Below are 23874 nucleotides of genomic sequence, written 5' to 3'. Positions count from 1 at the left end.
GCACGGTGGCGGCCGGGCGACCGCCACCGTTTAAACGGCGGGGGAGATCAGTACCACTGCTTGAAGCGGCGGATGTAGATCGTCTTCATCAGTTGGGCCACGCAGCAGTAGCTGAGCAGGGTGCCCACCAGCCATGGGAAGTACGCCAGCGGCAGCGGTTGCAGGCCCACCAGGGTGCCCAGTGGCGAGAACGGCACGTAGATCCCCAGCACGATCACCACGCAGGTCATCATCAACACCGGCCAGGCGGCAGTGCTCTGGAAGAATGGGATCTTGCGGGTCCGTAGCATGTGCACGACCAGGGTTTGCGAGAGCAGCCCCTCGATGAACCAGCCGGACTGGAACAGGGTCTGCACTTCCACACTGTTGGCGGCGAACACGAACCACATCAGCGCAAAGGTGGTGATGTCGAAGATCGACGAGGTCGGCCCGATCCAGATCATGAACCGGCCGATGTTCTTCGCATCCCACTTACGCGGCTTGGCCAGGTACTCCTTGTCCATCTTGTCCCACGGCAAGGCCAGCTGGGAGATGTCGTACATCAGGTTCTGCAGCAGCAGGTGGATCGACAGCATCGGCAGGAACGGAATGAACGCACTGGCCACCAGCACCGAGAACACGTTGCCGAAGTTGGAGCTGGCGGTCATGTTCAGGTACTTCATGATGTTGCCGAAGGTTTCGCGGCCCTTGAGCACGCCTTCTTCCAGCACCATCAGGCTCTTTTCCAGCAGGATGATGTCGGCCGATTCCTTGGCGATATCGGTGGCCGTGTCGACCGAGATACCCACGTCGGCGTCGCGCAGTGCCGGTGCATCGTTGATCCCATCACCGAGGAAACCCACAGTGTGTCCGTTGGCTTGCAGCGCCTTGAGCACGCGGGACTTCTGCAGCGGTGTGAGCTTGGCGAACACGGTACGCTCTTCCACACGGCGCAGCAGGGTGGCGTCGTCCATGGCTTCGATTTCAGCCCCCAGCAGCGGCTGGCCTGGATCGAGACCGACCTGACGGCAAATCTTGCTGGTGACCACGGCGTTGTCGCCGGTCAGCACCTTGATCGCCACGCCGATCTGTTGCAGTGCAGCAATTGCAGGGCCTGCGGTTTCCTTCGGTGGATCAAGGAAGGTCAGGAAACCCTGGATCACCAGGTTGCGCTCATCGGCGGTGGTGTACTGCTGGCGCGCCATGGATTTAGGGATGTGGCGGGTGGCGACCACCAGCACACGGAACCCGTCTTCGTTGTAGTCGTTGGCAATCGCCAGCAGCTCTTCACGGCGACGATCATCCAGCGGCACGGCGGCACCGGCCTCCATGACGTGGGTGGAAATGCTCAGCATCTCTTCCACAGCGCCTTTGCACACCAGCAGTTGGTCGTCGGCGGCATCCTTGACCACGATCGACAGGCGACGGCGGACAAAGTCGAACGGCAACTCATCGACCTTGCTGTAGGCGAACGGTTTCTTGAACTTCGGGTTCTGCTCCGAGAATTCCACCACCGCCTGGTCCATCAGGTTCTTCATGCCGCTCTGGTGATGGCTGTTGAGCCAGGCCAGGGACAGCACGGCATCGTCACGTTGGCCAAAGGCGTTGACGTGATGTTCGAGGATGATCTTGTCCTGGGTCAGGGTGCCGGTCTTGTCGGTGCACAGCACGTCCATCGAACCGAAGTTCTGGATCGCGTTGAGGCGCTTGACCACCACTTTGCGCTTGGCCATGGCGGTGGCGCCCTTGGCCAGGTTGGCGCTGACGATCATCGGCAGCATTTCCGGAGTGAGGCCGACGGCCACCGCCAGGGCAAACAGGAACGCATCGCCCCAGTCGCCCTTGGAGAAGCCGTTGAGCAGGAAGACGATCGGCACCATCACCAGCATGAAGCGGATCAGCAACCAGCTGACGCTGTTCACCCCGCGATCGAACGCGGTTTGTACACGAGAGCCGACAATCGCCTTGGCCAGGGAGCCAAAGTAAGTGCGCGGCCCGGTGGCGACCACCACGGCTTTGGCGCGACCACTGACCACGTTGGTGCCCATGAAGCAGATGTTCGGCAGGTCCAGCAGGTTGCCCTGGTCGGCCACCACCGGTCCGGCGGATTTCTGCGTGACGTTACCCAAGGTGTCGTACTTTTCCACCGGCAAGGCTTCGCCGGTCAGCACGGCCTGGCTGATGAACAGGTCGCGGGATTCGATCAAGCGGATGTCCGCCGGGATCATGTCGCCGGCCGACAGCTGCACGATATCGCCAGCCACCAGCTCGCGCATCGGCACTTCGCGCAGGGTGGGTTGCGAACCTACCTGCTCACGGCGCAACACGGTGGCCGTGGTGCGTACCATGGCTTTCAGGGCTTCGGCAGATTTGGCCGAACGGTGTTCCTGCCAGAAGCGCAACAGGCTGCTGAGCATCACCATGGTCATGATGATGATCACTTTGGTCGGGTCAGCGTCTTCGCCTTCCTGCATCGGCAGCCAGCAGTCGGTGAAGAAGCTGATGCCGCCTAGGGTCAACAGCACATAAATGAACGGGTTGTTCAGTGCGTGCAGGAACTGGACGATGGCGTGAGGTGGCTTGTCGTGGGCGACTTCATTGTAGCCTTCGCGCTGCAGGCGAGCGGAGGCGTCCAGTTCGGTCAAGCCGTCCTGGGTGGCACGTACGTTCGCCAAGGTGGCCGACAGTCCGTTCTGGGCTTCGCGGGCGGCACGCATCGACAGTTTGGTGTCGGCGTCGGTGCCATTCTTTTTGTGCAGAGGCGTGTTTTTTACGGCGCTCATTGTCTGTACTCCTGTCGCCAATTTTCGACAAAACATACCCGGTACTTACCTGAAGACAGGCGAGCGAAAGCATGCCGAGTCGCTAACTTCGCGATCGGTTTAAATAAGGTGTTCACATAACTTCTACAGTGCCCGCTAACAGCGCGTTAGTTAACTAGCGCGCAGCGGGCTACTACTGGACGTGTTCATAAAGAACTCCAGAACATGGATCAGGAAGTTGCTGTTTCCAGCCGGGTCAGGCGGCGCGAGCGCTCACATAAAGACCGAGCATCAAGCTGGCCTGTGCCAGGCTGGAAACCTTGGGTCTCTGCGGGTCTTGAGGGTCGGCGTGATCCCAGTGCTGCACCAGTTGGCCGCTTTCCGGGCAGATACGCCAATGCGCCAGCGGGTAGGCTGGGCGCACTTGAGGGGAGGGTGCAGCAAACGCTGAGCGGGTAGGGGAAAAGCCTACAGGCTCACGGCACAGTTTGGCGCGCAGGGCGGCCGCTAGTGTGCGTACATCAGGCAAAACAAGGGCTTGGAAGGTCATAACACACCTCGGGACCGGACAGGCGACCGGCGAGGCAGTTACGGTGGAGCATCGAGCTCTAGCGCAGCTTACCGGACCGGGGAGGCGAGTCCTGTCATATTCTGGGTTTGGCGCCCGATGCCCGCGTAAGCGGTGCTCGGACAGCGACTAGATACTGTGTCCATTGGCTTCTTTTGTGAGGTTTAAAAAAGGCCCCAGTTGCAGGCACGGGCAATCTACTCACGACGCTGCAGGATGTCAACGTTTAATGTATTAATTCATTACAAGTTCAGAGTTTGTTCAGACAGAAGGGCTGTTTCATTTCTTCAGGTACTTACACTTAGTCAGGGTTTCGAGTGTGTGGGTATCTATTCTCCGCGAAGGAGATGAACGGGCTTGCCTGCATCCTCCCTGGGGGGATACGATCGGCGCACCGTCGAAGGAGCCTTTCAATGAGCGAACATGTTCACCAAACCCACGAAGCCATCGTCAAACGCCTCAAGCGTGCCGAAGGTCATTTGCGCAGCATCACCAGCATGATCGAGGCGCAGCGTCCCTGTGTGGATATCGCCCAGCAATTGCACGCGGTGGAGAAAGCCATCTGCCAGGCCAAGCGCACGCTGATCCAGGACCATATCGACCATTGCCTGGAAGGCAGCGTGACGCTGGATGGCCAGGCCTCGTTGGCCGAACTCAAGCAACTGACCAAATACCTGTAGGCCGCGAGGGGAGATTCCCATGTTCGATGTGCTCAGAAACAAGACGTACCGGCGCCTGTTCTTCGCCCAGATTATTGCGCTGATCGGCACCGGCTTGACCACGGTGGCCCTGGGGCTGCTGGCATTCGACCTGGCGGGTGATCAAGCCGGTACCGTGCTGGGCACGGCGTTGGCGATCAAGATGGCGGCCTATATCGGCGTTGCGCCGGTGGCGGCAGCCTTTGCCGAGCGTTTGCCACGCCGGGCGATGCTGGTGAGCCTGGACCTGATCCGCGCCTTGGTCGCCTTGGCGTTGCCGTTTGTCACGGAGATCTGGCAGGTCTATCTGCTGATTTTTGTGCTGCAGTCAGCCTCGGCGGCATTTACGCCGACCTTTCAAGCGACCATTCCCGAGATCCTCCCCGATGAGGCGCAGTACACCAAGGCGCTGTCCCTCGCGCGCCTGGCGTACGACATGGAAAGCGTGATCAGCCCAATACTCGCGGCGATGTTGCTGAGCATCATCAGCTTTCATAGCTTGTTTGCCGGGACGTCAGCGGGCTTTTTGATCTCGGCGCTGCTGGTGTCTTCGGTGCTGCTGCCGCAGGCCAGGGCGGCGGTGCGGCGGGGTATCTATGACCGCACCACCCGTGGTCTGCGGATTTTCCTGGCGACCCCGCGTTTGCGCGGTTTGCTCGCGCTCAACCTGGCGGTGGCGGCCGCGAGTGCGATGGTCATCGTCAACAGTGTGGTGCTGGTACAGTCGGGGTTTGCCCTGCCGCAACGCTTCACGGCGTTTGCGCTGGCCGCGTTCGGGGCGGGTTCGATGATGGCAGCGCTGGTGTTGCCGAGGGTGCTGGCGCGGCTCAGTGATCGCGCCGCGATGATTTCAGGCGGCGGCTTGCTGATCATGGGGCTCAGCGTGGGTGTCTACCTGTCGGATTACCGACAAATGCTGCTGTTGTGGTGGGTGCTGGGCCTGGGTTATTCCCTGGTGCAGACCCCGGGCGGACGCCTGTTGCGTCGCTCCGCTCATGCCGAAGACCGGCCTGCGTTGTTTGCTGCGCAATTCGCGTTGTCGCACATCTGCTGGCTGCTGACTTACCCGCTGGCCGGCTGGCTCAGTGCCAACGTCGGAATGTCGCAGACATTTGCCAGCCTGGGGTTTGTGGCGACCTTGGCACTGATCGCCTGCGCCAGCCTCTGGCGGCCAGAACATGAGCAACCTGCGGTGGTGCATGAACACCCTGATCTGCCCGTGGGTCATCCGCACTTGGCACGCCATAAAGCGGGAATGCACGGGCACGCCTACGTCATCGATGACCTGCATCGCCGCTGGCCAGCCTGATCAAATGCCTTGCGCGGCCAATATCGCCAGATAGATCAGCACCAGCCCACAGGCGGCATAGCTGATGCGCTGCCAGGTGGGCGAGGCGTTCTGGCGCAACAGGTTGACCAGCCCCGCGAGCAGAAAGCAGGACAGCACTGACGCCAGCATGAACCCGGCAAAGAACATCAGCGTCTGCCCGTGGCTGGGCGTGGTGCCGACAATGCCTGACAGTGCGCTGCCCAGCGCGCCCCAATAGACAATATTCTTCGGGTTGGCCAGGGAGATCGCCGCCCCGGTGGCCAGTGCGTTTTGTCGGGTGCTGGCGGGCGCGCTATCTGCCTGCGGCAGGTGCCAGGCGTCGATCAGGCTGCGAATGCCGAGCCAGGCCAGGTACAACGCACACACCACCGTCAATGGCACGCGCACGGCATCATGCTGGACCAGCAGGGCGATGCCGGTCAGGCCGATCACCGCCCACACCGCATCGCCCACCAGTGAGCCAAATTGCACCAACAGGGCCGGTGTGAAGCCATGCAGCAGGCCACGGCGCAGGGTTTCCGCCAGCACAGCCCCGGGGGAGAGGCAGAACACAAAACCGAATACCACTGCGTAAAAGAAGATCGTCAGCATGCCCACATTCCTTCAAGAGATGGCAGGCAGTGTGAGGATGAGCCGAGGAGGTGTCTTGGACCAGATTGCGCTGTTCAGCGTTTAACAGCGTTTTGATAAAGACCCGGCGTGATGCCGTAGGCGGAGCGGAAGTGCCGGTTGAGGTGGCTTTGATCGGCAAAGCCCAGGTGATGAGCGACGTCGGAAGCGGCCATGCCGTTGCGCAATAGCCCCTTGGCGCGGCGCGTGCGCAACTGCATGGCCCACTCGCGGGGCGTCAGCCCGGTTTCTTTCTGGAAGGCGCGCAGCAGGTGGAATTTGGAGAGGCCCACCTCAGCGCCAAGGTGGTTCAGCGTCAAGGGTTGATCCAGTTGCTCGGCAAGCAGTTCCTGGGCGCGACTGATCAGAGGCTTGCCGGTGCCGGTGCTGCCTGGCAGGCGCACACCGCTGATATTCACCACTTCCCCCAACAGCAGCACCAACGCCTCTTCATTCAGTTCGCGAACCAGTGAATCGGTACTCAATGCACCCTTGATCGCTACGGCCAGTCGCAGCGCAAGGTCGGGTTGGAAGCACAGCGAACGATCAAACTCCAAATGCCCCAGCCCAAGGTCCGTGGCCAATTGATCCGCCGTGGCGTACAGGCTCACAAAGTGCCAGGGCGCGCCGTCCGCTGCGCCGCCGCCCTGAATCTGGCCGGGGTTGTACAAGGTGATGGAGCCGGGCCCGGCGTCGAATTCCCGACGGTCTAGCCAGACTTTCTCTTCGCCCAGCAGGTTCACGCCGATCACGCATTCATCATGGCTATGGCGGGCAAAGGTCAGGCCGGTGCAGGCGGTGCTGCTGATTTCATAGTGGCCCAGCCAGGAGTGTCGCACGGCGCTCATCGATTCAACTCAGTCAGGAGACAGGCACGAGCATACGCTGGCAGGCAGGCTCAGATCGACCGTTGATTGACGCGGTGCGAGAGTTCGTCGGCGCTTTCCTTGCGCTCGGAATAGCGGTCCACCAGGTCGGGGCGCTCGCGCAGCAGCAGGGTGAACTTCACCAGTTCCTCCATCACGTCGACCACACGGTCGTACAGGGCGGAAGGTTTCATGCGGTCCTGATCATCGAACTCCATGAAGGCCTTGGGCACCGAGGATTGATTGGGGATGGTGAACATGCGCATCCAGCGCCCCAGCACGCGCAACTGGTTTACCGTGTTGAACGATTGCGAGCCGCCGGACACTTGCATCACCGCCAGGGTTTTGCCTTGGGTCGGACGCACCGCGCCAAGGGCCAGCGGCACCCAGTCGAGCTGTGCCTTGAACACCGCTGACATCGAGCCGTGGCGCTCGGGCGAGCACCACACCTGGCCTTCGGACCACTGCATCAGTTCCAGCAGTTCCTGGACTTTGGGGTGGTCACGCGGCGCATCGTCGGGCAGTGGCAAACCGCTGGGGTTGAAGATGCGCGTTTGCGCGCCGAAGTGCTGCAACAGGCGTGCGGCTTCTTCCACCAGCAGGCGGCTGAACGAGCGCTCCCGGGTCGAGCCGTAAAGCAGCAGGATGCGCGGTGGTTGGGCCGAGCCATCCGGTTTTGACGGGAACAGGGACAGGTCCAGGTTGGGCAGGGTGGTCATGGGGCCTCCGATTACAGCTCGGCAATTCGAGCGAGTTCTGCCTTGAGTTCAGTTGGGCTGAGCTCGGCAAACGGCAGAATGAAAAACGCCCTGCAGCGAGTGGCAATGGTCTTCAGCGTGGCATCGAATGCCGCCTGCACGCTCGCGTCGTCGCCCTGTACGTCCGATGGGTCTTCCAACCCCCAGTGCGCCTTCACCGCTGGCCCGAAATACACCGGGCACGCTTCGCCGGCCGCCTTGTCGCACACGGTAATCACCACGTCCGGCGGGCTGCCTTCGAACGCGTCGTTGCCTTTGCTGTACAAGCCTTCGGTGCTGATACCGGCGGCCTGCAAGGTGCTCAGGCTGCGCGGCAGGACCTGGCCCTTGGGAAAGCTGCCGGAGCTGATCGCCTCGAAACCTTCCGGCGCCAGGTGGTTGAACATCGCTTCGGACAAGATGCTGCGGCAGCTGTTGGCGGTACACATGAACAGGACTTTCATGGAACGATCTCCTTTAGATACTCAGGCGTAAGGCAAGGGCGGCGAGGGTGATCAACAGCACCGGCAGGGTCAGCACAATGCCGACCTTGAAGTAGTAGCCCCAGGTGATGGTGATGCCCTTGCGCGCCAGGATGTGCAGCCACAGCAAGGTGGCGAGGCTGCCGATGGGGGTGATTTTCGGGCCCAGGTCGCTGCCGATCACGTTGGCGTAGATCATCGCGTCCTTGACCACGCCCACGGCATGGCTGGACTCGATGGACAGCGCGCCGATCAACACCGTCGGCAGGTTGTTCATTGCCGAAGACAGCAGCGCCGTCAGCACGCCGGTGCCCATGGCCGCGCCCCAGACGCCGTAAGTGGCGAAGGTGTCGAGCCAGGTGGCCAGGTAGGTGGTGAGGCCGGCATTGCGCAGGCCGTAGACCACCAGGTACATGCCGAGGGAAAAGATCACGATCTGCCACGGTGCTTCTTTGAGCACTTTACGCGTGGAGATCTTGTGGCCCTTGGCGGCGATCACCAACAGGAGCACGGCGCACACGGCGGAAATCGCGCTGATCGGAATGCCCAGTGGTTCCAGGGCAAAGCAACCTACCAACAGGATGCCCAGCACCCACCAGCCGGCACGGAAAGTCGCGCGGTCGTGGATGGCACTGGCAGGATCTGCGAGGTCGGCGGGGTCGTACGTCTGCGGGATATCACGGCGGAAGAACCACAGCAGCACCGCCAGCGTGGCCGCGACGCTGACGAAGTTCACCGGCACCATCACGGCGGCGTATTCGTTGAAGCCGATCTTGAAGTAATCCGCCGAGACGATATTAACCAGGTTCGACACCACCAGCGGCAGGCTCGCCGTGTCGGCGATAAAGCCCGCGCCCATGACGAACGCCAGGGTCGCCGCCGGGGAAAAGCGCAGCGCCAGCAGCATCGACATTACGATGGGTGTGAGGATCAGTGCCGCGCCGTCGTTGGCGAACAGCGCCGAGACCAGGGCGCCGAGCAGCACCATATAGGCAAACAAGCGTCGGCCACGTCCACGGCCCCAGCGTGCGACGTGGAGTGCAGTCCAGGCGAAGAAGCCGGCTTCGTCAAGCAACAGGCTGATGATGATCAGCGCGACAAAGGTCCCGGTGGCATTCCAGATGATGTGCCACACCACGGGAATATCAGCCAGGCTGATCACGCCGCAGGCCAGGGCCAGGATCGCGCCCATCGTGGCGCTCCAGCCAACTCCCAAACCTTTGGGCTGCCAGATGACCAGGACGATGGTGAAAATAAAAATGGCAATTGCGACAAGCATGAATAAAGGCTCCGATGGCTCAGCAGCAGGTGCTGGCCCGTTGTGGTCTGTCGCCCATTGCATCCAGACGCTGTGCGTCGCTGTGCAACCATGGCTGGTTGGCTTGCAGGGTGGTGTGCAGCACCTGCGTCACCCACTCGGGCAACGCTGGGTTGATGCGGTAGTAGATCCATTGGCCCTGACGACGGTCCTGCAGCAATCCGCAACTGCGCAGTTGCGCCAGGTGGCGGGAGATTTTCGGCTGGCTGTCATCCAAGGCATGGATCAGTTCGCACACGCAAAGTTCGCCTTCACGCAGGATCAGTAACGTCAGGCGTGCGCGGGTGGCATCGGCCAGGCATTTGAAGAGGGTGGGCGGGGAGAGGGAGTCCGACATGGCCAAGGCCTTTGAATATATGGTTATCCGAATATACGTATTTCCATATGTATCAGTCAAACCCTGTTTCAATTGATATGGATCAAATGCCTTGAAATCCGCCACAAGTGTTTGAAATTAAAATGAAACACGAATGTCCTAAAGTGCCTGCCCATTGCTGATGAAGGAAGACCCCGCGTGACCCGTGCCACTCGCAACCTGCGCAAGACCCTCGATTCCGTCGCGGAAAATAACGAAACCGCCGCGTTCGACCTGATGCGCGCCGTCGAAAAACTCGGCGATGAAGTGCTGCGCCAGCGCCTGCTCAATACGATTCACCGGCTCAATCAGGATGCCTATGAGTTGCGCGAAGCGCGTGATTCGGTGGAGCAGGTGTCGGTCAGGCTCGCCTGAGCAAGATCGTTCAAGACAAGCCCCTTATTGCGCTGGCATGCTTGTCGACTGTCTGTCGATGAGCCGTTTCCATGCCTACCGCCTTACCTCATTACGCCTTCGCTCGCGGCGCCATTGCCGTTATTCCCTTGTCCCTGGCCTGCGCGCCTTGGGGTCTGCTGGCCGGCTCCATGGCCATCGATGCGCAATTCAGCCCGCTGGAAGCCCAAGGCTTATCCGCCATCGTGTTTGCCGGTGCGGCGCAACTGGTCGCCATTGGCATGGTCAAGAGTGGCGCCAGCCTGATTTCCATCGTGCTGACCACCTTGCTGCTGACCTCCCAGCATCTGCTGTATGGCATGCATCTGCGGCCGATCCTTTCGCCCCTCAAGACCCGCTGGCGCATCAGCCTGGGCTTTTTGTTGACCGACGAATTCTTCGCCCTGGTCAGCCACTATGACCGCGAGACGTTCAACCGCTGGTATGCCCTGGGCGTCGGGCTGACGTTTTATATCGCCTGGAACCTGTTCACCCTCGCGGGCATCGTGCTCGGCAAAAGCATCCCCGGCCTCGACCAACTCGGCCTGGAGTTTTCCATTGCCGCCACCTTTATCGCGTTGATCACGCCGGTGGTGCGTGACATACCCACGGTGGTTTGCGTGGCCGTATCGTTGTTGTTTTCGGTGTGGCTGAGCTTCCTGCATTGGGAATCGGCGGTGGTGGTGTCAGGCTTGCTGGGCATGAGCGCGGGTTATGCCTGCAAGCGACTGGGAGTAGGGCAGCCATGATCTTCCTGATGATTGTGATAATGGGCCTGGCGGTCTTTCTCAACCGCTACCTGTTTATCGAGCCGCGCCTGCCGGTGCGCCTGAACCGGGGCGCACGGGAGTTTCTTGGGTTTGCCGTGCCGGGCATGCTCACGGCGATTTGCGGGCCGATCATTTTCCTAGCGGATCATCATCTGAACCTGAGCCCGGCCAACCCCTATCTGCTGGCGGGTATCAGCGCAGTGGCGCTGATGTTCTGGACGCGCAATGTGCTGGTCACCGTGTTGCTGAGCATGGCGTTGTTCTATCTGTTCCGCTGGTTGCTCTAAAGCCCAGGCGAAAAAAAGCCCGCGGGAGGGCGGGCCGAAGGGAGACTTCTAAAAATGAGCGTGGCCACTATAGGCCGCGCCTTCTCCCTTTACAGTGAAACAAAGTTTATGCAGCCGTCAGTCGAGCCCGCGGCAATGGTACAGTCGCGTTTTTTTCCAACGGAGCAATGGCATGCACAAGGTGGTAATTGGCGCACTGGTACTGGCGGCCCTGGCCGGTTGCGCGGGTTCGAAGATGAAAGAAGCGCGCGCAGGCACGCCCTACAAGACCCTGGCTTCGGACAAGGCAACCCTGGTCGTTGCCGAATGCGTGCAGTTCGGCTGGCAGGACGAAAGCGTGTTCGGCGTTGATGCCGGCGGCTTCAAAGAGCCGATCGCGGCGGGTGGTTACACGGTCTACACCACTGCTGGCGACTACTTCGTTGACGTGCAAAGCGCGGGGGCCGGTTCTTCTATCAAGTACTACGCCGCAGAAGACAACATGCCCGCCAAGCGTCGTTTGGCCGCACTCGCGACCTGCCTGTAATCCATTGCCTTAGTCGATTTAGGAAATGCCTGGCACGACAGCCGCCGGGCATTAGCTTATGATTCACCCGCTCGCCCGACATGATGGCTCTTTACCAGTACACGGACGTCGAGGCTTAAACGTCGGGCGAGCATCCTTCCTTTTCTTCAACGCGGCATGTAACCCAGGTGCCAGCGACGGGGGATCTTCAGTGATACCAACCCCAACAACCCCGCCAGCACGCCGCTGACCATCAGCGCCTTCAAGCCCATCTGCTGCTCCAGCAATGCGCCAATCACCGCGCCCACGAACATGCCGGCCCATGGGATCAACTGCACGCGCCAGCCACTGCGTCGCTCTCCGAGCACCCAGCGTCCGAGCCCACGACCAAAGCGTGACAGCGCGCCAGTGACGTAAGTCAGCCCTACGGGGAGTCCGTTGACCTCTTCCACAGCCGCATTCAGCATGCCCATCGCAATGATCGCCGCCAGCAGCGCGGGCAGCGTATCCGCGAAAGGCAGCCATGCCGCGCCGCACAACAACGCTGCAATACACAGCAGCAACGGCAAGGCGTGGCGACGGCTCATTCGACTGACCACCACCCCCAACGCGTTGCCGACCACGAATGTCGCGACCAGCAACAACAGTCGCCCGGTCAGCCCAAGATCACCCGCGCTGATCGCCACCGCCAGACGCGTGGTGTTGCCACTCATGAACGAAACGAAGTCACCGCTCGCCATGAAGCCGATGGCATCGGTCATCCCCGCCAGCACTGACAGACTGGCCACCAGCATCAGCCCGACCCGGCCACGCCAGCGTTGCCGGTGGGCGAGTGCAGCATTGGCGTAAGGCTTGCGGGGCGAAGGCAGCATAGGGCCGGGTTCCTCGGTGAGATTATCCGGCCACTACCGTAGGACGCTTTACGCGCCGGTGCAATGACCTCAGACAGGCTCCAGGGACCAACCTGTGTCGTGCCAATCCAGGAAATGGGTGGGCTTGATCGATTGAATGAACGCCGCGTCATGGGAGACCACCAGCATCGCCCCGTTGAAACCTTGCAGCGCCTGCTCGAAAGCCATCACCGACTCCAGGTCCAAATGGTTGGTGGGCTCGTCCAGTAACAGCAGTTGCGCCGGCACTTCGCGCCACAAGGCAATTGCCATCGCGGCCTTCAAGCGTTCGCCACCGCTGAGTTGCCCGGTGGGTTGGGTGACGCGCAAGGCATCCAGTTGCAGCAAGGCCAGGCGTGTACGCAATTCGGCTTCGGCCAAGGGAGTGTCGAACAGGTTGAGTTGCTCGACGATGGAGCGCTGATCGTCCAGCAGCGCAAGGTGCTGATCAATGTAGGCGCAGGGCAGATGCACCCTGCATTCACCCGCGACGACCTGCCATTGACCGGCCAGTACCTTCAGCAACGTGGACTTGCCGCAGCCGTTCGGCCCACGCACGGCGACGCGCACCGGACCTGTAAGATGCACATTCAGGCAGGTCGACGGCAGCCACGGTAACTGTGCGTCTACCAACGACAGCACCTGTCGCCCGTTGGGCACCGCTGATGCGGGCAATGCCAACAAGGTCGGCGATTCATCTTCGACCCGTTCATAAGCCTGGCGCACCTGGGCATCCAGTTCGTGTTTATGTTGCCAATGCGCGCTGCGTACGGTGCTGACGATTTCGGTGGCGGCGCCTTTCCAGCGCGCCTTGGTAAAACGGTCGACGTTGGCGGTTTCCGCATGCTTGCGTGAGCGCGCGGCGTTGCGTTGCAGGCTGTCGTGGTCTTTTTGCAGGCGCCGCCGTTCGCGGCTGCGCTCCAGGCGTGCATGGTCGAGCGCGGCGATGGCGGCCTGTTGTTCGGCATCGCGCTGCAGGCGGTAGGCATCGTAGTTGCCGCCATAGACGTTTACGCCGAGGGGTGACAGTTCAATGATGCGCGCCATGGCATTGAGCAATTGCCGATCATGGCTGACCACCACCAGGCCACCCCGCCAAGTGCTGAGCACACGCAGCAGCCAAGCGCGGCCATCGCTGTCGAGGTGGTTGGTGGGTTCATCGAGCACCAGCAGCGGCGGCGCGGCCAGCAGTGCGCCGATGATCGCGACCCTGGCCAACTGGCCGCCGCTGAGTTGGTCGGCTCGGGTATCAAAAGACAGGTGCGACAGCCCTGCGCCATCCAGGGCCGTGCGCAAACGCTCAGCCAGGTCCCAGCGGTCGTCGATCAATTCCAGGTCTTCGACCTGTGCGGCGCCTCGGGTCATGCGCTCAAGGGCAGCCAATATCTCTGCGCTGCCGGTGAGATCGGCGACCGTTTCCCCTGGCGTAACCGCGATGCTCTGGGCAACGTAGATCACTCGGCCTGGGCCATTCAGTGAGCCAGAGGAGGGCGCCAGCAGCCCAGCGATCAAGCGGGCCAGAATGCTTTTACCTCGACCATTGCGCCCCACAATGCCGGTAGGTGTGTGATCGATGGACAAGGTCAAGTCATCCAGCAGGGTTTCGCCATTGGCGAACTGGAAGCTCAGGTGTTGCAGGGAAACAAGGACGGGCAGCCGGTTGACGTCAGTCATCAGCACCTCCAAAAAAATGTCGGACAGGCCAACAAGCGCGCCAGGCGGCTCGTTGCAGATACATTTTGGAAGGCTTAGTGGTTCACGTCGGCGGTCGTCCTGCGGATCAGAAGGGAGGCAAAGCCTAACCCGTCTTGGCTTTTTTCGGCAAGTCTGCCGCCAGTTGCTCCAGGAACATCGCCAGGGCTACTTCTTCGGCCTTGAGCCCTTTGCGTAGGCGCGGCTTGGGCAACTTGGAGAGTTCGCCGAGGCTGAAATGCTCCAGCACGGCAGGGTGGATGTAGCACTTGCGGCACACCGCTGGGGTGTTGCCCAACTGCTTGGCGACATCCTTGACCATCGCTACCACATGCCTTTTGGCATCGGACTCGGGCTGCCACTCCAGTTCCCGCAACACGGCCAGCGCCATCGCGGTGCCGGCCCAAGTGCGATAATCCTTGGCGGTGAAGTCGGCGCCGGTGAGTTTGTGCAGGTAGTCATTAACGTCTTGGGAGCTGACGGTGTGCCGCTCGCCATCTTCATCCAGGTACTGGAACAGGTTCTGGCCCGGCAATTCCAGGCAGCGTTTGACCACTGTCGCCAGTCGCCGGTCTTTAACGCTGATTTGGTGCTCGACGCCGCTCTTGCCGCGAAACTGGAACTTGATTTCGCTGCCTTTGACATCCACGTGGCGGGTGCGCAGGGTGGTCAATCCATAGGACTTGTTGTCGCGGGCGTACTGGGTATTACCGACGCGGATCAGCGTAGCGTCGAGCAGCGTTACCACGGTGGCCAGCACCTTTTCGCGGGTAAATCCGGGCTCGGCTATTTGCGCTTCGAGCTGTTTGCGCAATTTCGGCAGTGCAGTGCCAAATTCCTGCAGCCGCGAGTACTTGTCGGTGTCGCGCACTTCGCGCCAGCGCGGGTGATAACGGTATTGCTTGCGGCCACGGGCATCGCGGCCGGTAGCTTGCAGATGGCCGCGCGGGTCGGCGCAGATCCACACATCGGTGTAGGCCGGCGGGACGGCGAGGGCATTAAGGCGCTTGATCTCGTCGGCATCCGTGATGCGTTCGCCCTTGGGGTCGACATACTGGAACTTGCCGCGCAGCGTCTTGCGGCGGATGCCGGGCTGGGTGTCGTCAACGTAATGCAGGTCGCGGGGCAGCGCAGAGTCGGACATGGGGCGGGTTCCTTGGCAACAAATCAGGCCGGTATGTCTGATGGACCGCAGCGGTGTGCGGTCGTGCCAAAAGGTTGCTCACGCCAACACCGCGACCGCCTTGATCTGTGCCCACAGACTCTGACCGGGGTGCAGTTGCAACTGGTCGCGGGAGAACCGCGTGATGCGCGCCAGCAATGGCGTACCACCCGCGTCCAGGCGCACCAGCACATGCGCGCTGTTGTCTGCCGAAATCTCTTGCGTGACCGTCACCGGCAGGCGGTTGAGGATGCTGCTGTGTTCCTCCGCTTGCAGGCTGAGGCTCACATCCCGCGCCTGCACCTTGATACGCAACGCTTTGCCCACGGCCAACGGCGCATGGGCTACACGCATGTGCAAGGCGCTGGCGGGCAGTTGCAGGGTGAGCAACTGATAGTGATCGTCATAGGCACTGACGCTGCCGTTGATCACCACGCCGGCATCGTCGCCCAGCGCCAGGGGCAGGTCGAGCCGCGCCAGCGTTTCGCCGATGGGGCCGCTGGCCAGAGCCTTGCCGTCGCTGAGCAAGACGATGTGATCGGCCAGGCGCGCCACTTCATCCTGGGCATGGCTGACATACAGCACCGGAATATCCAGTTCATCGTGCAGGCGTTCGAGGTACGGCAGGATCTCGCTTTTGCGCTGGCTGTCGAGGGCGGCCAGGGGCTCGTCCATCAACAACAGGCTGGGGCTGGTGAGCAAGGCGCGGGCGATGCCGATGCGCTGGCGCTCACCGCCGGAAAGGTGCTGGGGATGGCGATCCAGCAAGTGGCCGATACCGAGTAACTCGGTAGCATGGGCCATGTCGACACGGCGTTGCTGACGGGGAATGCGCTTGAGGCCGAACTCCAGGTTGGCCCGCACTGACAGGTGCGGGAACAGGCTGGCCTCCTGAAACACGTAGCCCAGCGCGCGTTTATGCGGCGGCACGAACAATCCGTTTCGGCTGTCTTGCCAGACTTCATCATTGATCTGGATAAAACCGTCTTCGGCGCGCTCCAGCCCGGCGATGCAACGCAGGCAAGTGGTCTTGCCGGAGCCGGAATGCCCATACAGCGCCGTCACACCGCGACCGGGCAAGTGCAAGTCCACATCCAGGGCAAAGCCCGAGTACTCAAGTTTCAGGCGCACATCAATCATCGACATCAGCTCCAGCCCATCTTGGTTTTGCGGCTGGAATACAGCGCCAGCAACACCAGGAACGCAAATACCACCATCGAGCCGGCCAGCCAGTGGGCCTGGGCATACTCCATGGCTTCCACATGGTCGTAGATCTGTACGGACACCACTCGTGTCTTGTCCGGGATATTGCCGCCGATCATGAGCACCACGCCGAATTCACCGACGGTGTGCGCAAAACCCAGAATGGAGGCGGTGATAAACCCTGGCCGTGCCAAGGGCAAAATCACCGTGAAAAACGTGTCCCAAGGATTGGCACGCAAGGTCGCGGCCACTTCCAGCGGGCGTGTGCCGATGGCGGAGAAGGCGTTTTGCAACGGCTGCACCACAAACGGCATGGAATAGATCACCGAGCCAATGACCAGCCCGGCGAAGCTGAAGGTGAGGGTGCCCAGGCCCAGCCATTGGGTGAACTGGCCGAAGTAGCCATTGGGGCCCATGGTCAACAGCAGGTAAAAACCGATCACCGTCGGTGGCAACACCAACGGCAGAGCGACGATGGCACCAATGGGGCCGCGCCACCAGGATCGGGTGCGCGACAACCACAGGGCTATCGGAGTGCCGATGATCAGCAGGATCACGGTAGTCAGTGACGCCAGTTTGATGGTCAACCAGATCGCGGAAAAATCGGCACTCGATAACGGCATTTACTTGGCCAGCTCGTAACCATAGGACTTGATGACGGCCGCGGCTTTAGGCCCCTTGAGGTAGTCAACCAATGCCTTGGCAGCAGCACTGTCCTTGCCCTTGTTGAGGATCACCGCGTCCTGTTTGATGGGGTCATGCATGGCGGCGGGAACGATCCACGCCGAACCGCTGGTGACTTTGCCGTCTTTGTAGATCTGCGACAAGGCCACGAAGCCCAGTTCAGCGTTGCCGGTGGACACGAACTGGTAGGCCTGAGTGATGTTCTGGCCTTCGACGATCTTGTCTTTGACCTTCTCGGTCAGCCCTTCCTTGGCCAGCACTTGGGTGGCGGCGAGGCCGTAAGGCGCGGCTTTCGGGTTGGCGATCGACAGGTGCTTGAATTCGTTCTTCTTCAACACTTCACCTTTGGCGTCGACGTAACCTTCCTTGGCCGACCACAACGCCAGGGTGCCGACGGCGTAGGTGAAGCGCGAGCCTTTGACGGTGTCACCTTCGGTTTCAAGTTTTTGCGGGGTAGTGTCGTCGGCGCTCAGGAACACTTCGAACGGCGCGCCATTCTTGATCTGGGTGTAGAACTGGCCGGTGGCACCGTAGGCTGCGACCAGTTTGTGGCGGGTGTCTTTTTCGAAATCGGCGGCAATCGCCTGGATCGGTGCGGTGAAGTTGGCGGCGACGGCCACCTGGACTTCATCGGCGTGGGCCGAGCCGAAGGCGAGGGCAGCGACCAGGATGGCCAGGCGTGAGGCGTGAATCGTCATGAAGCAGCTCCTTTGAGGGTGTACGGCTTGTTATAGGTAGAAGGCTTAACCGCTATGTATGGGAATATATAGCGGTTGGCCATTGCCGGTACAGTGCAAAGTTGCCACAGGTTCTATGGGTTGAGTTTGGCCAGCGCCTGCTGCGCCAGTTCACGCGTCAACTCATAGGTGGTGGTGTCTTTGCCCAGGCGAAGTGCCTGGCCGGACCATAGGTTACTGAAACCCGCTTCATCCTTGGCCTTGAGCGGTATCAACGCGCCGCCGGAGGTGGGGAAGGCCGGGGCGGCTGGGTTGATTGCGCCCAACTCACGCATCACGCGGTTGACGATGCCTCGGGCAGGGCGGCCGGTGAACAGGTTGGTCAGCGCGGTTTCGCTGGCCTGGGCATGGCGCAGTGCGTGGTGGTGCGAAGGCGTGACATTGGCTTCAGGCGTAAACAGGTAAGCCGTGCCGATCTGTACCGCCGAAGCGCCCAGGGCAAAGGCCGCGACAATCCCGCGTGCATCGCCGATCCCCCCGGCGGCAATCACCGGCACGCTGACGGCGTCGACCACTTGCGGCAGCAGGGCGAACAGGCCGATCTGGGTATTGAGGTCATCGGTGAGAAACAAGCCACGATGCCCGCCCGCTTCACTGCCCATGGCGATGATCGCGTCGCAGCCGTGCTGTTCCAGCCAGATTGCTTCTTCCACAGTGGTGGCCGAGGACAGCACTTTCGCACCCGTGGCTTTTACCCGATCCAACAGGGCCTTTTCTGGCAGGCCGAAGTGAAAACTGACGACTTCGGGACGGAATTCTTCGATGACTTGACACGCCGCTTCATTAAACGGTTCACGGTTGGACACAGGCGTCGGCGCCTCAAAATCGGCACCCAGTTCACGGTAGTAGGGTTCCAGCAGCTCCTTCCAGCGCCGATCGCGCGCGGCGTCGGGGGCTGGCGGTTGATGGCAGAAGAAGTTGACGTTGATCGGGCGTGGGCTGGCCTCACGGATCGCGGTCAGTGCTTCGCGCAGTTGCGCAAGACTCAGTGCGGCCGCCGGTAACGAACCCAGCGCGCCAGCTTTATTGGCCTCGATGACCATGGCCGTGGTGGTGCCCACGGCCATGGGCGCCTGGATGATGGGCAGTTCGATCCCCAGCAGGTCGATAATGCGGGTGTCTGGCCAGGTGCTCATGGGATGTCTCTCCAGCGTTAGTGAGGCGTTGCCCTGTTTTAACAGGGCCCATGACACCCGGCCACTCTGTTTTATTCACTGGACGAACGGCACGTTTCGTGATGTGCCATTAGTTGATGGCGTCTCCCAGCACCGCGTGAATCCGCTCGGCGATATGGGCCGCATGGGTTTCCAGGGCGAAGTGGCCGGTGTCGAGCAGTTCCACCACGGCGTTCGGGTTGTCGGTTTGATAGGCGTGTGCACCCGGCGGGATGAAGAACGGATCGTTCTGGCCCCAGATCACCAGTGTTGGCACTTGCTTGGCCTTGAAGAAGGCCTGGAACGCCGGGTACAGCTTCAGGTTGTTGCGGTAGTCGAGGAACAGGTCCAACTGGATCTCGTCGTTGCCGGGCCGTTGCATGAGCAGTACGTCGAGCATGTAGGACTCCGGTGCCACCAACTCGGGTTGATTCACGCCGTGCAGGTACTGGTAGCGCGTGCCTTCCAGGCTGATCACCGCGTTGCGGATCACCTCGCGATTGGCCTGGCTTGGTTCGGCCCAATAGGCGCGAATCGGTGCCCAGGCGTCCCCCAGACCTTCCAGGTAGGCGTTACCGTTTTGCGAGATCAGCGCGCTGACCCGTTCCGGGTGCGCCACTGCCAGGCGTAGACCTACCGGTGCGCCATAGTCGAAGACGTACAGCGCGTAACGCGTCAATTCCAGCGCATCGACAAAATGTCCGACGGTGATCGCCAGGTTATCGAAGCTGTAGGGGTAGTCGCGTTCAGCCGGTACCTCGGTAAAACCGAAACCCGGCAAATCCGGCGCGATCACCCGAAAGCGAGTGGCGAGCAAGGGGATCAGGTCGCGGTACATATGCGACGAACTGGGGAAGCCGTGCAGCAGCAAGATGATCGGCGCCGAGGGGTCGCCGGCTTCGCGGTAGAACATGCGCACGCCGTCGGCATCGACATGGCGGTAGTGAACGATGGAGGTTGGAAGGGTCATGATGAAGTCGCCTTTGTAACTTGATTGGGTTCATATACGGGTTACCGTTTTCAAAAGCTGCGCCGAAAAACGTAACCTGTTAAACTATTTATAACGGTTTCATATTCGTTTCTTGTAACTATCCATCTGCCTAGATAGCGGTTACTATGTCGACGCCCTGAAGAGGAATGACCATGACTATCCCAGCTACGCTTGAGCCTTATGTACTCGCCGATGACCCGGTGTTGGACATGCTCAACACGCGCGCCAATATCGATGCGCAACCTCATGATTTCTGGCAGTCCGATGCCGACGTCGAGCGCTGGCTGGTGCGCCTGGAGTGGGTAAAGGAGGGGCAGGTGCCTGTGTTTGAACCGGGCGCATTGCTCCGGGTGGGCCGGGAGCTGCGCGAGGTGATCCGTGTGTTGCTGGAAGCGCGCAAGGAGGGAGCGCAGGGCGATCCTGCCGCGCTGAATGGCTTTTTGCGCAAGGCCGTCAGCCATCCGCAGTTGGCTTGGCCGACATCGGGTGAGTTACGCGTTGAGCGTCAGCGCAAACTGCAAACCCCGGAGCAATTTCTCTCGATGATTGCTGAAGCCGCAGCACGTTTGCTGGTGGATGGTGATTTCAACCTGATCCGCACCTGCGAACATCCCGAATGCGTGTTGTGGTTCTACGACCGCACCAAGGCTCATAAACGTCGTTGGTGCAGCATGGCGCTGTGTGGCAACCGTCATAAGGTCGCCGAGTTTCGCAAGCGCAAGCTGGGTTAAGCCTTGTTTTCCCGCTCCAGCAACTGCTGTTTGCGTTCCACACCCCAGCGGTAGCCTGAGAGCTCGCCATTACTGCGCACCACCCGGTGACAGGGGATCGCCACCGCGATGCTGTTCGCGCCACAGGCCTGAGCCACCGCACGGAATGACTTCGGCGCGCCGATTCGCTCAGCAATCTGCGCGTAGCTGGCCGTGCTTCCCGCTGGAATATCGCGCAAGGCTTGCCACACCCGCTCCTGAAATGCGGTGCCGCGCAGATCCAGGGGCAGGTCCAGGCCGAGCGCAGGCGCTTCGATAAAGCCCACGACCTGCGCGACCAATTGCTCGAAGCGCTGGTCGGCGCCGACCAGCTCCGCCTTGGGAAATTGATCCTGAAGATCGCGTACCAGCTTGTCAGGGTCGTCCCCCAGCAGAATCGCGCACACGCCACGGGCACTTTGTGCCACCAGAATCGCCCCCAGCGAGCACTGCCCGACAGCGAACAAGATCGCCGAGTTAGTCCCTCCGGCTTTGTAGTCGCTGGGTTTCATGCCGAGAAGCTGGTCAGCCGACTCATAAAAGCGGCTGTTGGAGTTGAAGCCAGCGTCATACAACGCGTCCGTCACCGAGTGCTTACCTTTGAGCCCATCGCGGACCTTGCGGGAACGGTGCGCGGTGGCGTAGCCCTTGGGCGTCAGGCCGGTGACGGCTTTGAACACGCGGTGAAAGTGGAACGGGCTGAGGTTGGCTTGCGTTGCCAGCGCATGCAGGCTGGGCGCAGTGTCAGCCTGTTCGATATATCGACACGCGTCCGCCACCAGTTGCGCGTGGTGCGCAACCAACTGGGTTTGGTCTGCGGTCGCGCGTTTGCTGGCGCGATACCCTGCGGCTTCGGCCTGCGCCGGGGTGTCGAAGAACTCGATATTTTCCGGGCGTGGCAAACGCGAAACGCTACTGGCGCGGCAGTACACACCAGTGGTTTTCACACCGTAGACGAACAACGTATCGGCCTTGGGGTCTCGGGCGAGGACGGCTGCCCAGCGAGGATCTTGTTCGGTAGTCATGGTCGGCACTCTTGACGAATCCAGGCCAGATTAATCGCGCCACGCGCGCCTGGCACTCTGAAGCTTGCGATCAAATCAGCCGGCGGCGCGAAACGTGAGATTAATTCGTTGCGGGCCCATGACCGGATGTACGCCTTCCTTGATCGGCATCACCCCGTGGAAGCGCAGGCGATCCACGCCGCCCCAGACCACTACGTCGCCATGGAACAGCGAGACTTTGCGGGTTTTGTCACTGCGCTCATGTCCGCCAAACAGGAAGATCGCCGGCAGGCCAAGCGACACTGACACAACCGGTTCGCTATATCGGCGTTCGTTTTTGTCCTGGTGCAGGGACATTTTGGCGCCGGGTACATAGCGGTTGATCAGGCAGGCGTCGGGGGCAAAGTCGGCAAAACCTGCCTCTGCCGCCGCCAGTACAGCCAATTGACGCAAGATGTCTGGCATTTGCGGCCACGGCTGCTGGCTGCGTGGGTCAAGCGGGGAGTAGCGGTAACCGGAGGTGTCGGTGGTCCAGCCCAGGTCGCCGCAACTGCTCAATGCCGCCGACATGGTAAAGCCGCCAGGTGTGACCATTTGCCGAAACGGTGATTGAGCCAGCACCCGCCGCAGCTCCGGCAGAAGGCGCTCGATCCAGGGCAGGGCGTAGCCCCGTAATACGTAGGACTGTTCGCCAATCTGCTCACGCCCTGCGGGTTGTTGCAACGCGTCGTCGGCGAACAGGTCAGCGGTGGGGCCGGGCACTGGCTTACAGCGCCTTGCTCACATTGATGTCGGTGATTTCATCACTGGCATCATGAATTTTCGCCAGGGCTTGTTTAGCTTCTTCCACACTGTTGGTCTGCAGTTGAGCGAACTCAAAGCGGCGTTCACCGTTGAGTTTGTACTTGATCACGTATTTGGTAGTGGTGTTCACGGCTATTTCCTGTGAAGTGTGCGGATCAGCTCAGCTTGGAGCTGGTACGACGCACAATGCGGATCTTATGGGACAGCGCGGGTTTGCGGGTCACGCTGATTGCGCGACGCGTGACCACGTCCAGTGTGATGTTCCAGAACCCAGTGCTCGGTGCAGTGATTTTGGCGGGGAACTTGTCGAAGGCGCCGCCGTGATAGGTGTGACGGCCGCCATTCTTGAAGCTGCGAAAATTCGCATCGCTCATCAGACGGATATTACAAGTCTGCGAGCATTCGATGACGACAATATCGCCCTCGTTGAGGTGCTCACGCTGGTGGATGAATTTCATGGGTGGGGACTCCAGAAGGGCTTTTTCTGAAAAATCAGAATGATACGTAGGTTAAGATGGAGTTTATCAGCCCCAGCGCGTTTATTATCGGCCCGTCTTCAACGACGTCGACAATTTAAAACAGTTATTTACCGAGTTATCAGGGATAAATCCTACGTGGGCGGGAGAAAATTACCATCCCCGCTGTCGTAGGGTCTTTATCGGAGGTTTTAGTATGAAATGGAGTGTGTTGGTTCTGGCCCTGGCGATTGGTGGGTGTGCTTCGGTTGCAGATATCAAGCAGACCCCTCCGACTCTGGCGGTCATTTCTGGGAAGAAACCCCAGGAATACGCCGCATGTGTGGTGAAAAAGTTGTCGACTACCCGCCGGCCACCGCAGATCGAGCCGCATAAGGACGGCGGCGTGCAGGTGATTGTGCCGCAAAAATTTTCGGCTGACCCTTCGGCGATCTTCGAGATCGACGAGCGTTCCAGTGGCAGTAGCATCAAGCTCTACGAGAGCATGTCCAATGTGCCGATCCGTCCGGGTGACGTGAAGAAAGCTGGCGAGGACTGCATTTCCGGCTGATAAGGCCCGCTTCATTTTGCGACCTCCAATCCGATAAAAAGCCTGGTCCCGTCATTGCGTAGCCGGGCTTTTTTGTGGGGAAGCGAGGCTGCGGGGCATACAGCCTACCCATTTGGAAT

28 protein-coding genes are annotated in these 23874 nt (G+C 60.7%); 8 read left to right on the top strand and 20 right to left on the bottom strand.

Annotation, left to right across the window (positions count from 1 at the left end):
* Positions 1 to 47 precede the first annotated feature (47 nt).
* Together mgtA and HX793_RS10560 are read right to left on the bottom strand one after the other, a co-directional pair.
* Positions 48 to 2762, bottom strand: coding sequence for a magnesium-translocating P-type ATPase (mgtA, locus tag HX793_RS10565; RefSeq protein ID WP_177061985.1), 2715 nt, complete (start codon positions 2760 to 2762; stop codon positions 48 to 50).
* Positions 2763 to 2997: 235 nt separating this feature from the next.
* Positions 2998 to 3291 carry a hypothetical protein gene (locus HX793_RS10560; protein WP_016975784.1) on the bottom strand — a complete coding sequence of 98 codons (294 nt, stop codon included), beginning with the start codon at positions 3289 to 3291 and terminating at the stop codon, positions 2998 to 3000.
* A gap of 431 nt (positions 3292 to 3722) precedes the next feature.
* Between HX793_RS10560 and HX793_RS10555 the strand changes: the two genes are divergently transcribed.
* Complete coding sequence (locus HX793_RS10555; RefSeq protein WP_016975785.1) at positions 3723 to 3989, top strand: metal-sensing transcriptional repressor; 267 nt, start codon at positions 3723 to 3725, stop codon at positions 3987 to 3989.
* Between the two features lie 19 nt (positions 3990 to 4008).
* A complete protein-coding gene (locus HX793_RS10550; protein WP_177096045.1) occupies positions 4009 to 5316 on the top strand; it encodes an MFS transporter in 1308 nt (435 codons plus the stop codon).
* On the opposite strand, the gene HX793_RS10545 is transcribed toward HX793_RS10550, so the two are convergent.
* The 6 genes from HX793_RS10545 to HX793_RS10520 all read right to left on the bottom strand — a co-directional run bounded on the left by HX793_RS10545 (position 5317) and on the right by HX793_RS10520 (position 9686).
* Positions 5317 to 5928, bottom strand: a complete 612-nt coding sequence (locus HX793_RS10545) for a LysE family transporter (RefSeq protein WP_177096043.1) — start codon at positions 5926 to 5928, stop codon at positions 5317 to 5319. It lies immediately after the preceding gene.
* Between the two features lie 74 nt (positions 5929 to 6002).
* Entirely contained in the window at positions 6003 to 6794 is a 792-nt protein-coding gene (locus tag HX793_RS10540; protein WP_177096041.1) for an AraC family transcriptional regulator, read from the bottom strand.
* 50 nt (positions 6795 to 6844) lie between these two features.
* A complete protein-coding gene (gene arsH / locus HX793_RS10535) occupies positions 6845 to 7531 on the bottom strand; it encodes an arsenical resistance protein ArsH (protein WP_016975789.1) in 687 nt (228 codons plus the stop codon).
* A gap of 11 nt (positions 7532 to 7542) precedes the next feature.
* Complete coding sequence (locus HX793_RS10530; RefSeq protein WP_016975790.1) at positions 7543 to 8013, bottom strand: arsenate reductase ArsC; 471 nt, start codon at positions 8011 to 8013, stop codon at positions 7543 to 7545.
* A 13-nt stretch (positions 8014 to 8026) separates the two neighbouring features.
* Positions 8027 to 9310 (bottom strand): arsenic transporter, encoded by a 1284-nt coding sequence (locus HX793_RS10525; RefSeq protein ID WP_033902962.1) that lies wholly within the window; start codon positions 9308 to 9310, stop codon positions 8027 to 8029.
* A 19-nt stretch (positions 9311 to 9329) separates the two neighbouring features.
* Entirely contained in the window at positions 9330 to 9686 is a 357-nt protein-coding gene (locus HX793_RS10520; protein ID WP_033902961.1) for a metalloregulator ArsR/SmtB family transcription factor, read from the bottom strand.
* A 177-nt stretch (positions 9687 to 9863) separates the two neighbouring features.
* Here HX793_RS10520 and HX793_RS10515 point away from each other — a divergent pair, with 177 nt between their 5' ends.
* The 4 genes from HX793_RS10515 to HX793_RS10500 all read left to right on the top strand — a co-directional run bounded on the left by HX793_RS10515 (position 9864) and on the right by HX793_RS10500 (position 11680).
* Positions 9864 to 10079 carry a hypothetical protein gene (locus HX793_RS10515; RefSeq protein ID WP_005788169.1) on the top strand — a complete coding sequence of 72 codons (216 nt, stop codon included), beginning with the start codon at positions 9864 to 9866 and terminating at the stop codon, positions 10077 to 10079.
* 71 nt (positions 10080 to 10150) lie between these two features.
* The gene (locus tag HX793_RS10510; protein ID WP_038850981.1) at positions 10151 to 10846 is read left to right on the top strand and encodes an AzlC family ABC transporter permease; all 696 of its coding nucleotides are present in this window, start codon (positions 10151 to 10153) and stop codon (positions 10844 to 10846) included.
* Complete coding sequence (locus tag HX793_RS10505) at positions 10843 to 11154, top strand: AzlD domain-containing protein (protein WP_016974806.1); 312 nt, start codon at positions 10843 to 10845, stop codon at positions 11152 to 11154. The genes HX793_RS10510 and HX793_RS10505 overlap by 4 nt, the downstream gene beginning before the upstream one ends.
* A gap of 172 nt (positions 11155 to 11326) precedes the next feature.
* Positions 11327 to 11680: a hypothetical protein gene (locus tag HX793_RS10500; RefSeq protein ID WP_061437008.1), complete on the top strand. Its 354-nt coding sequence runs from the start codon at positions 11327 to 11329 to the stop codon at positions 11678 to 11680.
* A gap of 146 nt (positions 11681 to 11826) precedes the next feature.
* Here HX793_RS10500 and HX793_RS10495 read toward each other — a convergent pair whose 3' ends face one another.
* The 8 genes from HX793_RS10495 to HX793_RS10460 form a co-directional block, all read right to left on the bottom strand.
* Positions 11827 to 12531 (bottom strand): YoaK family protein, encoded by a 705-nt coding sequence (locus HX793_RS10495; RefSeq protein WP_177061990.1) that lies wholly within the window; start codon positions 12529 to 12531, stop codon positions 11827 to 11829.
* 69 nt (positions 12532 to 12600) lie between these two features.
* Entirely contained in the window at positions 12601 to 14223 is a 1623-nt protein-coding gene (locus HX793_RS10490; RefSeq protein ID WP_178905508.1) for an ATP-binding cassette domain-containing protein, read from the bottom strand.
* A 124-nt stretch (positions 14224 to 14347) separates the two neighbouring features.
* The gene (locus HX793_RS10485) at positions 14348 to 15385 is read right to left on the bottom strand and encodes a DNA topoisomerase IB (RefSeq protein ID WP_177049708.1); all 1038 of its coding nucleotides are present in this window, start codon (positions 15383 to 15385) and stop codon (positions 14348 to 14350) included.
* A 78-nt stretch (positions 15386 to 15463) separates the two neighbouring features.
* Positions 15464 to 16543, bottom strand: a complete 1080-nt coding sequence (modC, locus tag HX793_RS10480; protein ID WP_177096181.1) for a molybdenum ABC transporter ATP-binding protein — start codon at positions 16541 to 16543, stop codon at positions 15464 to 15466.
* A gap of 5 nt (positions 16544 to 16548) precedes the next feature.
* Complete coding sequence (gene modB, locus HX793_RS10475) at positions 16549 to 17229, bottom strand: molybdate ABC transporter permease subunit (RefSeq protein ID WP_016974800.1); 681 nt, start codon at positions 17227 to 17229, stop codon at positions 16549 to 16551.
* Positions 17230 to 17988, bottom strand: coding sequence for a molybdate ABC transporter substrate-binding protein (gene modA, locus HX793_RS10470; protein ID WP_177096036.1), 759 nt, complete (start codon positions 17986 to 17988; stop codon positions 17230 to 17232). It abuts the gene before it with no gap.
* 113 nt (positions 17989 to 18101) lie between these two features.
* The gene (locus tag HX793_RS10465; protein ID WP_016974798.1) at positions 18102 to 19163 is read right to left on the bottom strand and encodes an NAD(P)H-dependent flavin oxidoreductase; all 1062 of its coding nucleotides are present in this window, start codon (positions 19161 to 19163) and stop codon (positions 18102 to 18104) included.
* A gap of 109 nt (positions 19164 to 19272) precedes the next feature.
* Positions 19273 to 20151, bottom strand: a complete 879-nt coding sequence (locus tag HX793_RS10460) for an alpha/beta fold hydrolase (RefSeq protein ID WP_177049704.1) — start codon at positions 20149 to 20151, stop codon at positions 19273 to 19275.
* Between the two features lie 173 nt (positions 20152 to 20324).
* Between HX793_RS10460 and HX793_RS10455 the strand changes: the two genes are divergently transcribed.
* The gene (locus tag HX793_RS10455) at positions 20325 to 20903 is read left to right on the top strand and encodes a CGNR zinc finger domain-containing protein (RefSeq protein WP_177049702.1); all 579 of its coding nucleotides are present in this window, start codon (positions 20325 to 20327) and stop codon (positions 20901 to 20903) included.
* Here the strand turns inward: HX793_RS10455 and ada are convergent.
* The 4 genes from ada to HX793_RS10435 all read right to left on the bottom strand — a co-directional run bounded on the left by ada (position 20900) and on the right by HX793_RS10435 (position 23187).
* On the bottom strand, positions 20900 to 21946 hold the full coding sequence (gene ada / locus HX793_RS10450; RefSeq protein WP_177049693.1) for a bifunctional DNA-binding transcriptional regulator/O6-methylguanine-DNA methyltransferase Ada: 1047 nt from the start codon (positions 21944 to 21946) through the stop codon (positions 20900 to 20902). The two genes, HX793_RS10455 and ada, sit on opposite strands and share 4 nt — an antisense overlap.
* Positions 21947 to 22021: 75 nt before the next feature.
* Positions 22022 to 22687 carry a DNA oxidative demethylase AlkB gene (alkB, locus tag HX793_RS10445; RefSeq protein WP_177061999.1) on the bottom strand — a complete coding sequence of 222 codons (666 nt, stop codon included), beginning with the start codon at positions 22685 to 22687 and terminating at the stop codon, positions 22022 to 22024.
* Positions 22688 to 22691: 4 nt separating this feature from the next.
* Positions 22692 to 22859 (bottom strand): hypothetical protein, encoded by a 168-nt coding sequence (locus HX793_RS10440; RefSeq protein WP_016974793.1) that lies wholly within the window; start codon positions 22857 to 22859, stop codon positions 22692 to 22694.
* Positions 22860 to 22884: 25 nt separating this feature from the next.
* Complete coding sequence (locus HX793_RS10435) at positions 22885 to 23187, bottom strand: DUF1883 domain-containing protein (protein ID WP_003191319.1); 303 nt, start codon at positions 23185 to 23187, stop codon at positions 22885 to 22887.
* A 214-nt stretch (positions 23188 to 23401) separates the two neighbouring features.
* Between HX793_RS10435 and HX793_RS10430 the strand changes: the two genes are divergently transcribed.
* Positions 23402 to 23755 (top strand): hypothetical protein, encoded by a 354-nt coding sequence (locus HX793_RS10430; protein WP_016974792.1) that lies wholly within the window; start codon positions 23402 to 23404, stop codon positions 23753 to 23755.
* The last annotated feature ends 119 nt before the right edge of the window (positions 23756 to 23874 follow it).

The organism is Pseudomonas reactans (assembly GCF_013387025.1).
In the GTDB taxonomy this organism is placed as follows: Bacteria; Pseudomonadota; Gammaproteobacteria; order Pseudomonadales; family Pseudomonadaceae; genus Aquipseudomonas; species Aquipseudomonas reactans.
Note: the sequence above shows the minus strand (reverse complement) of the source record. Positions and strands in the feature narration are given on the sequence as shown.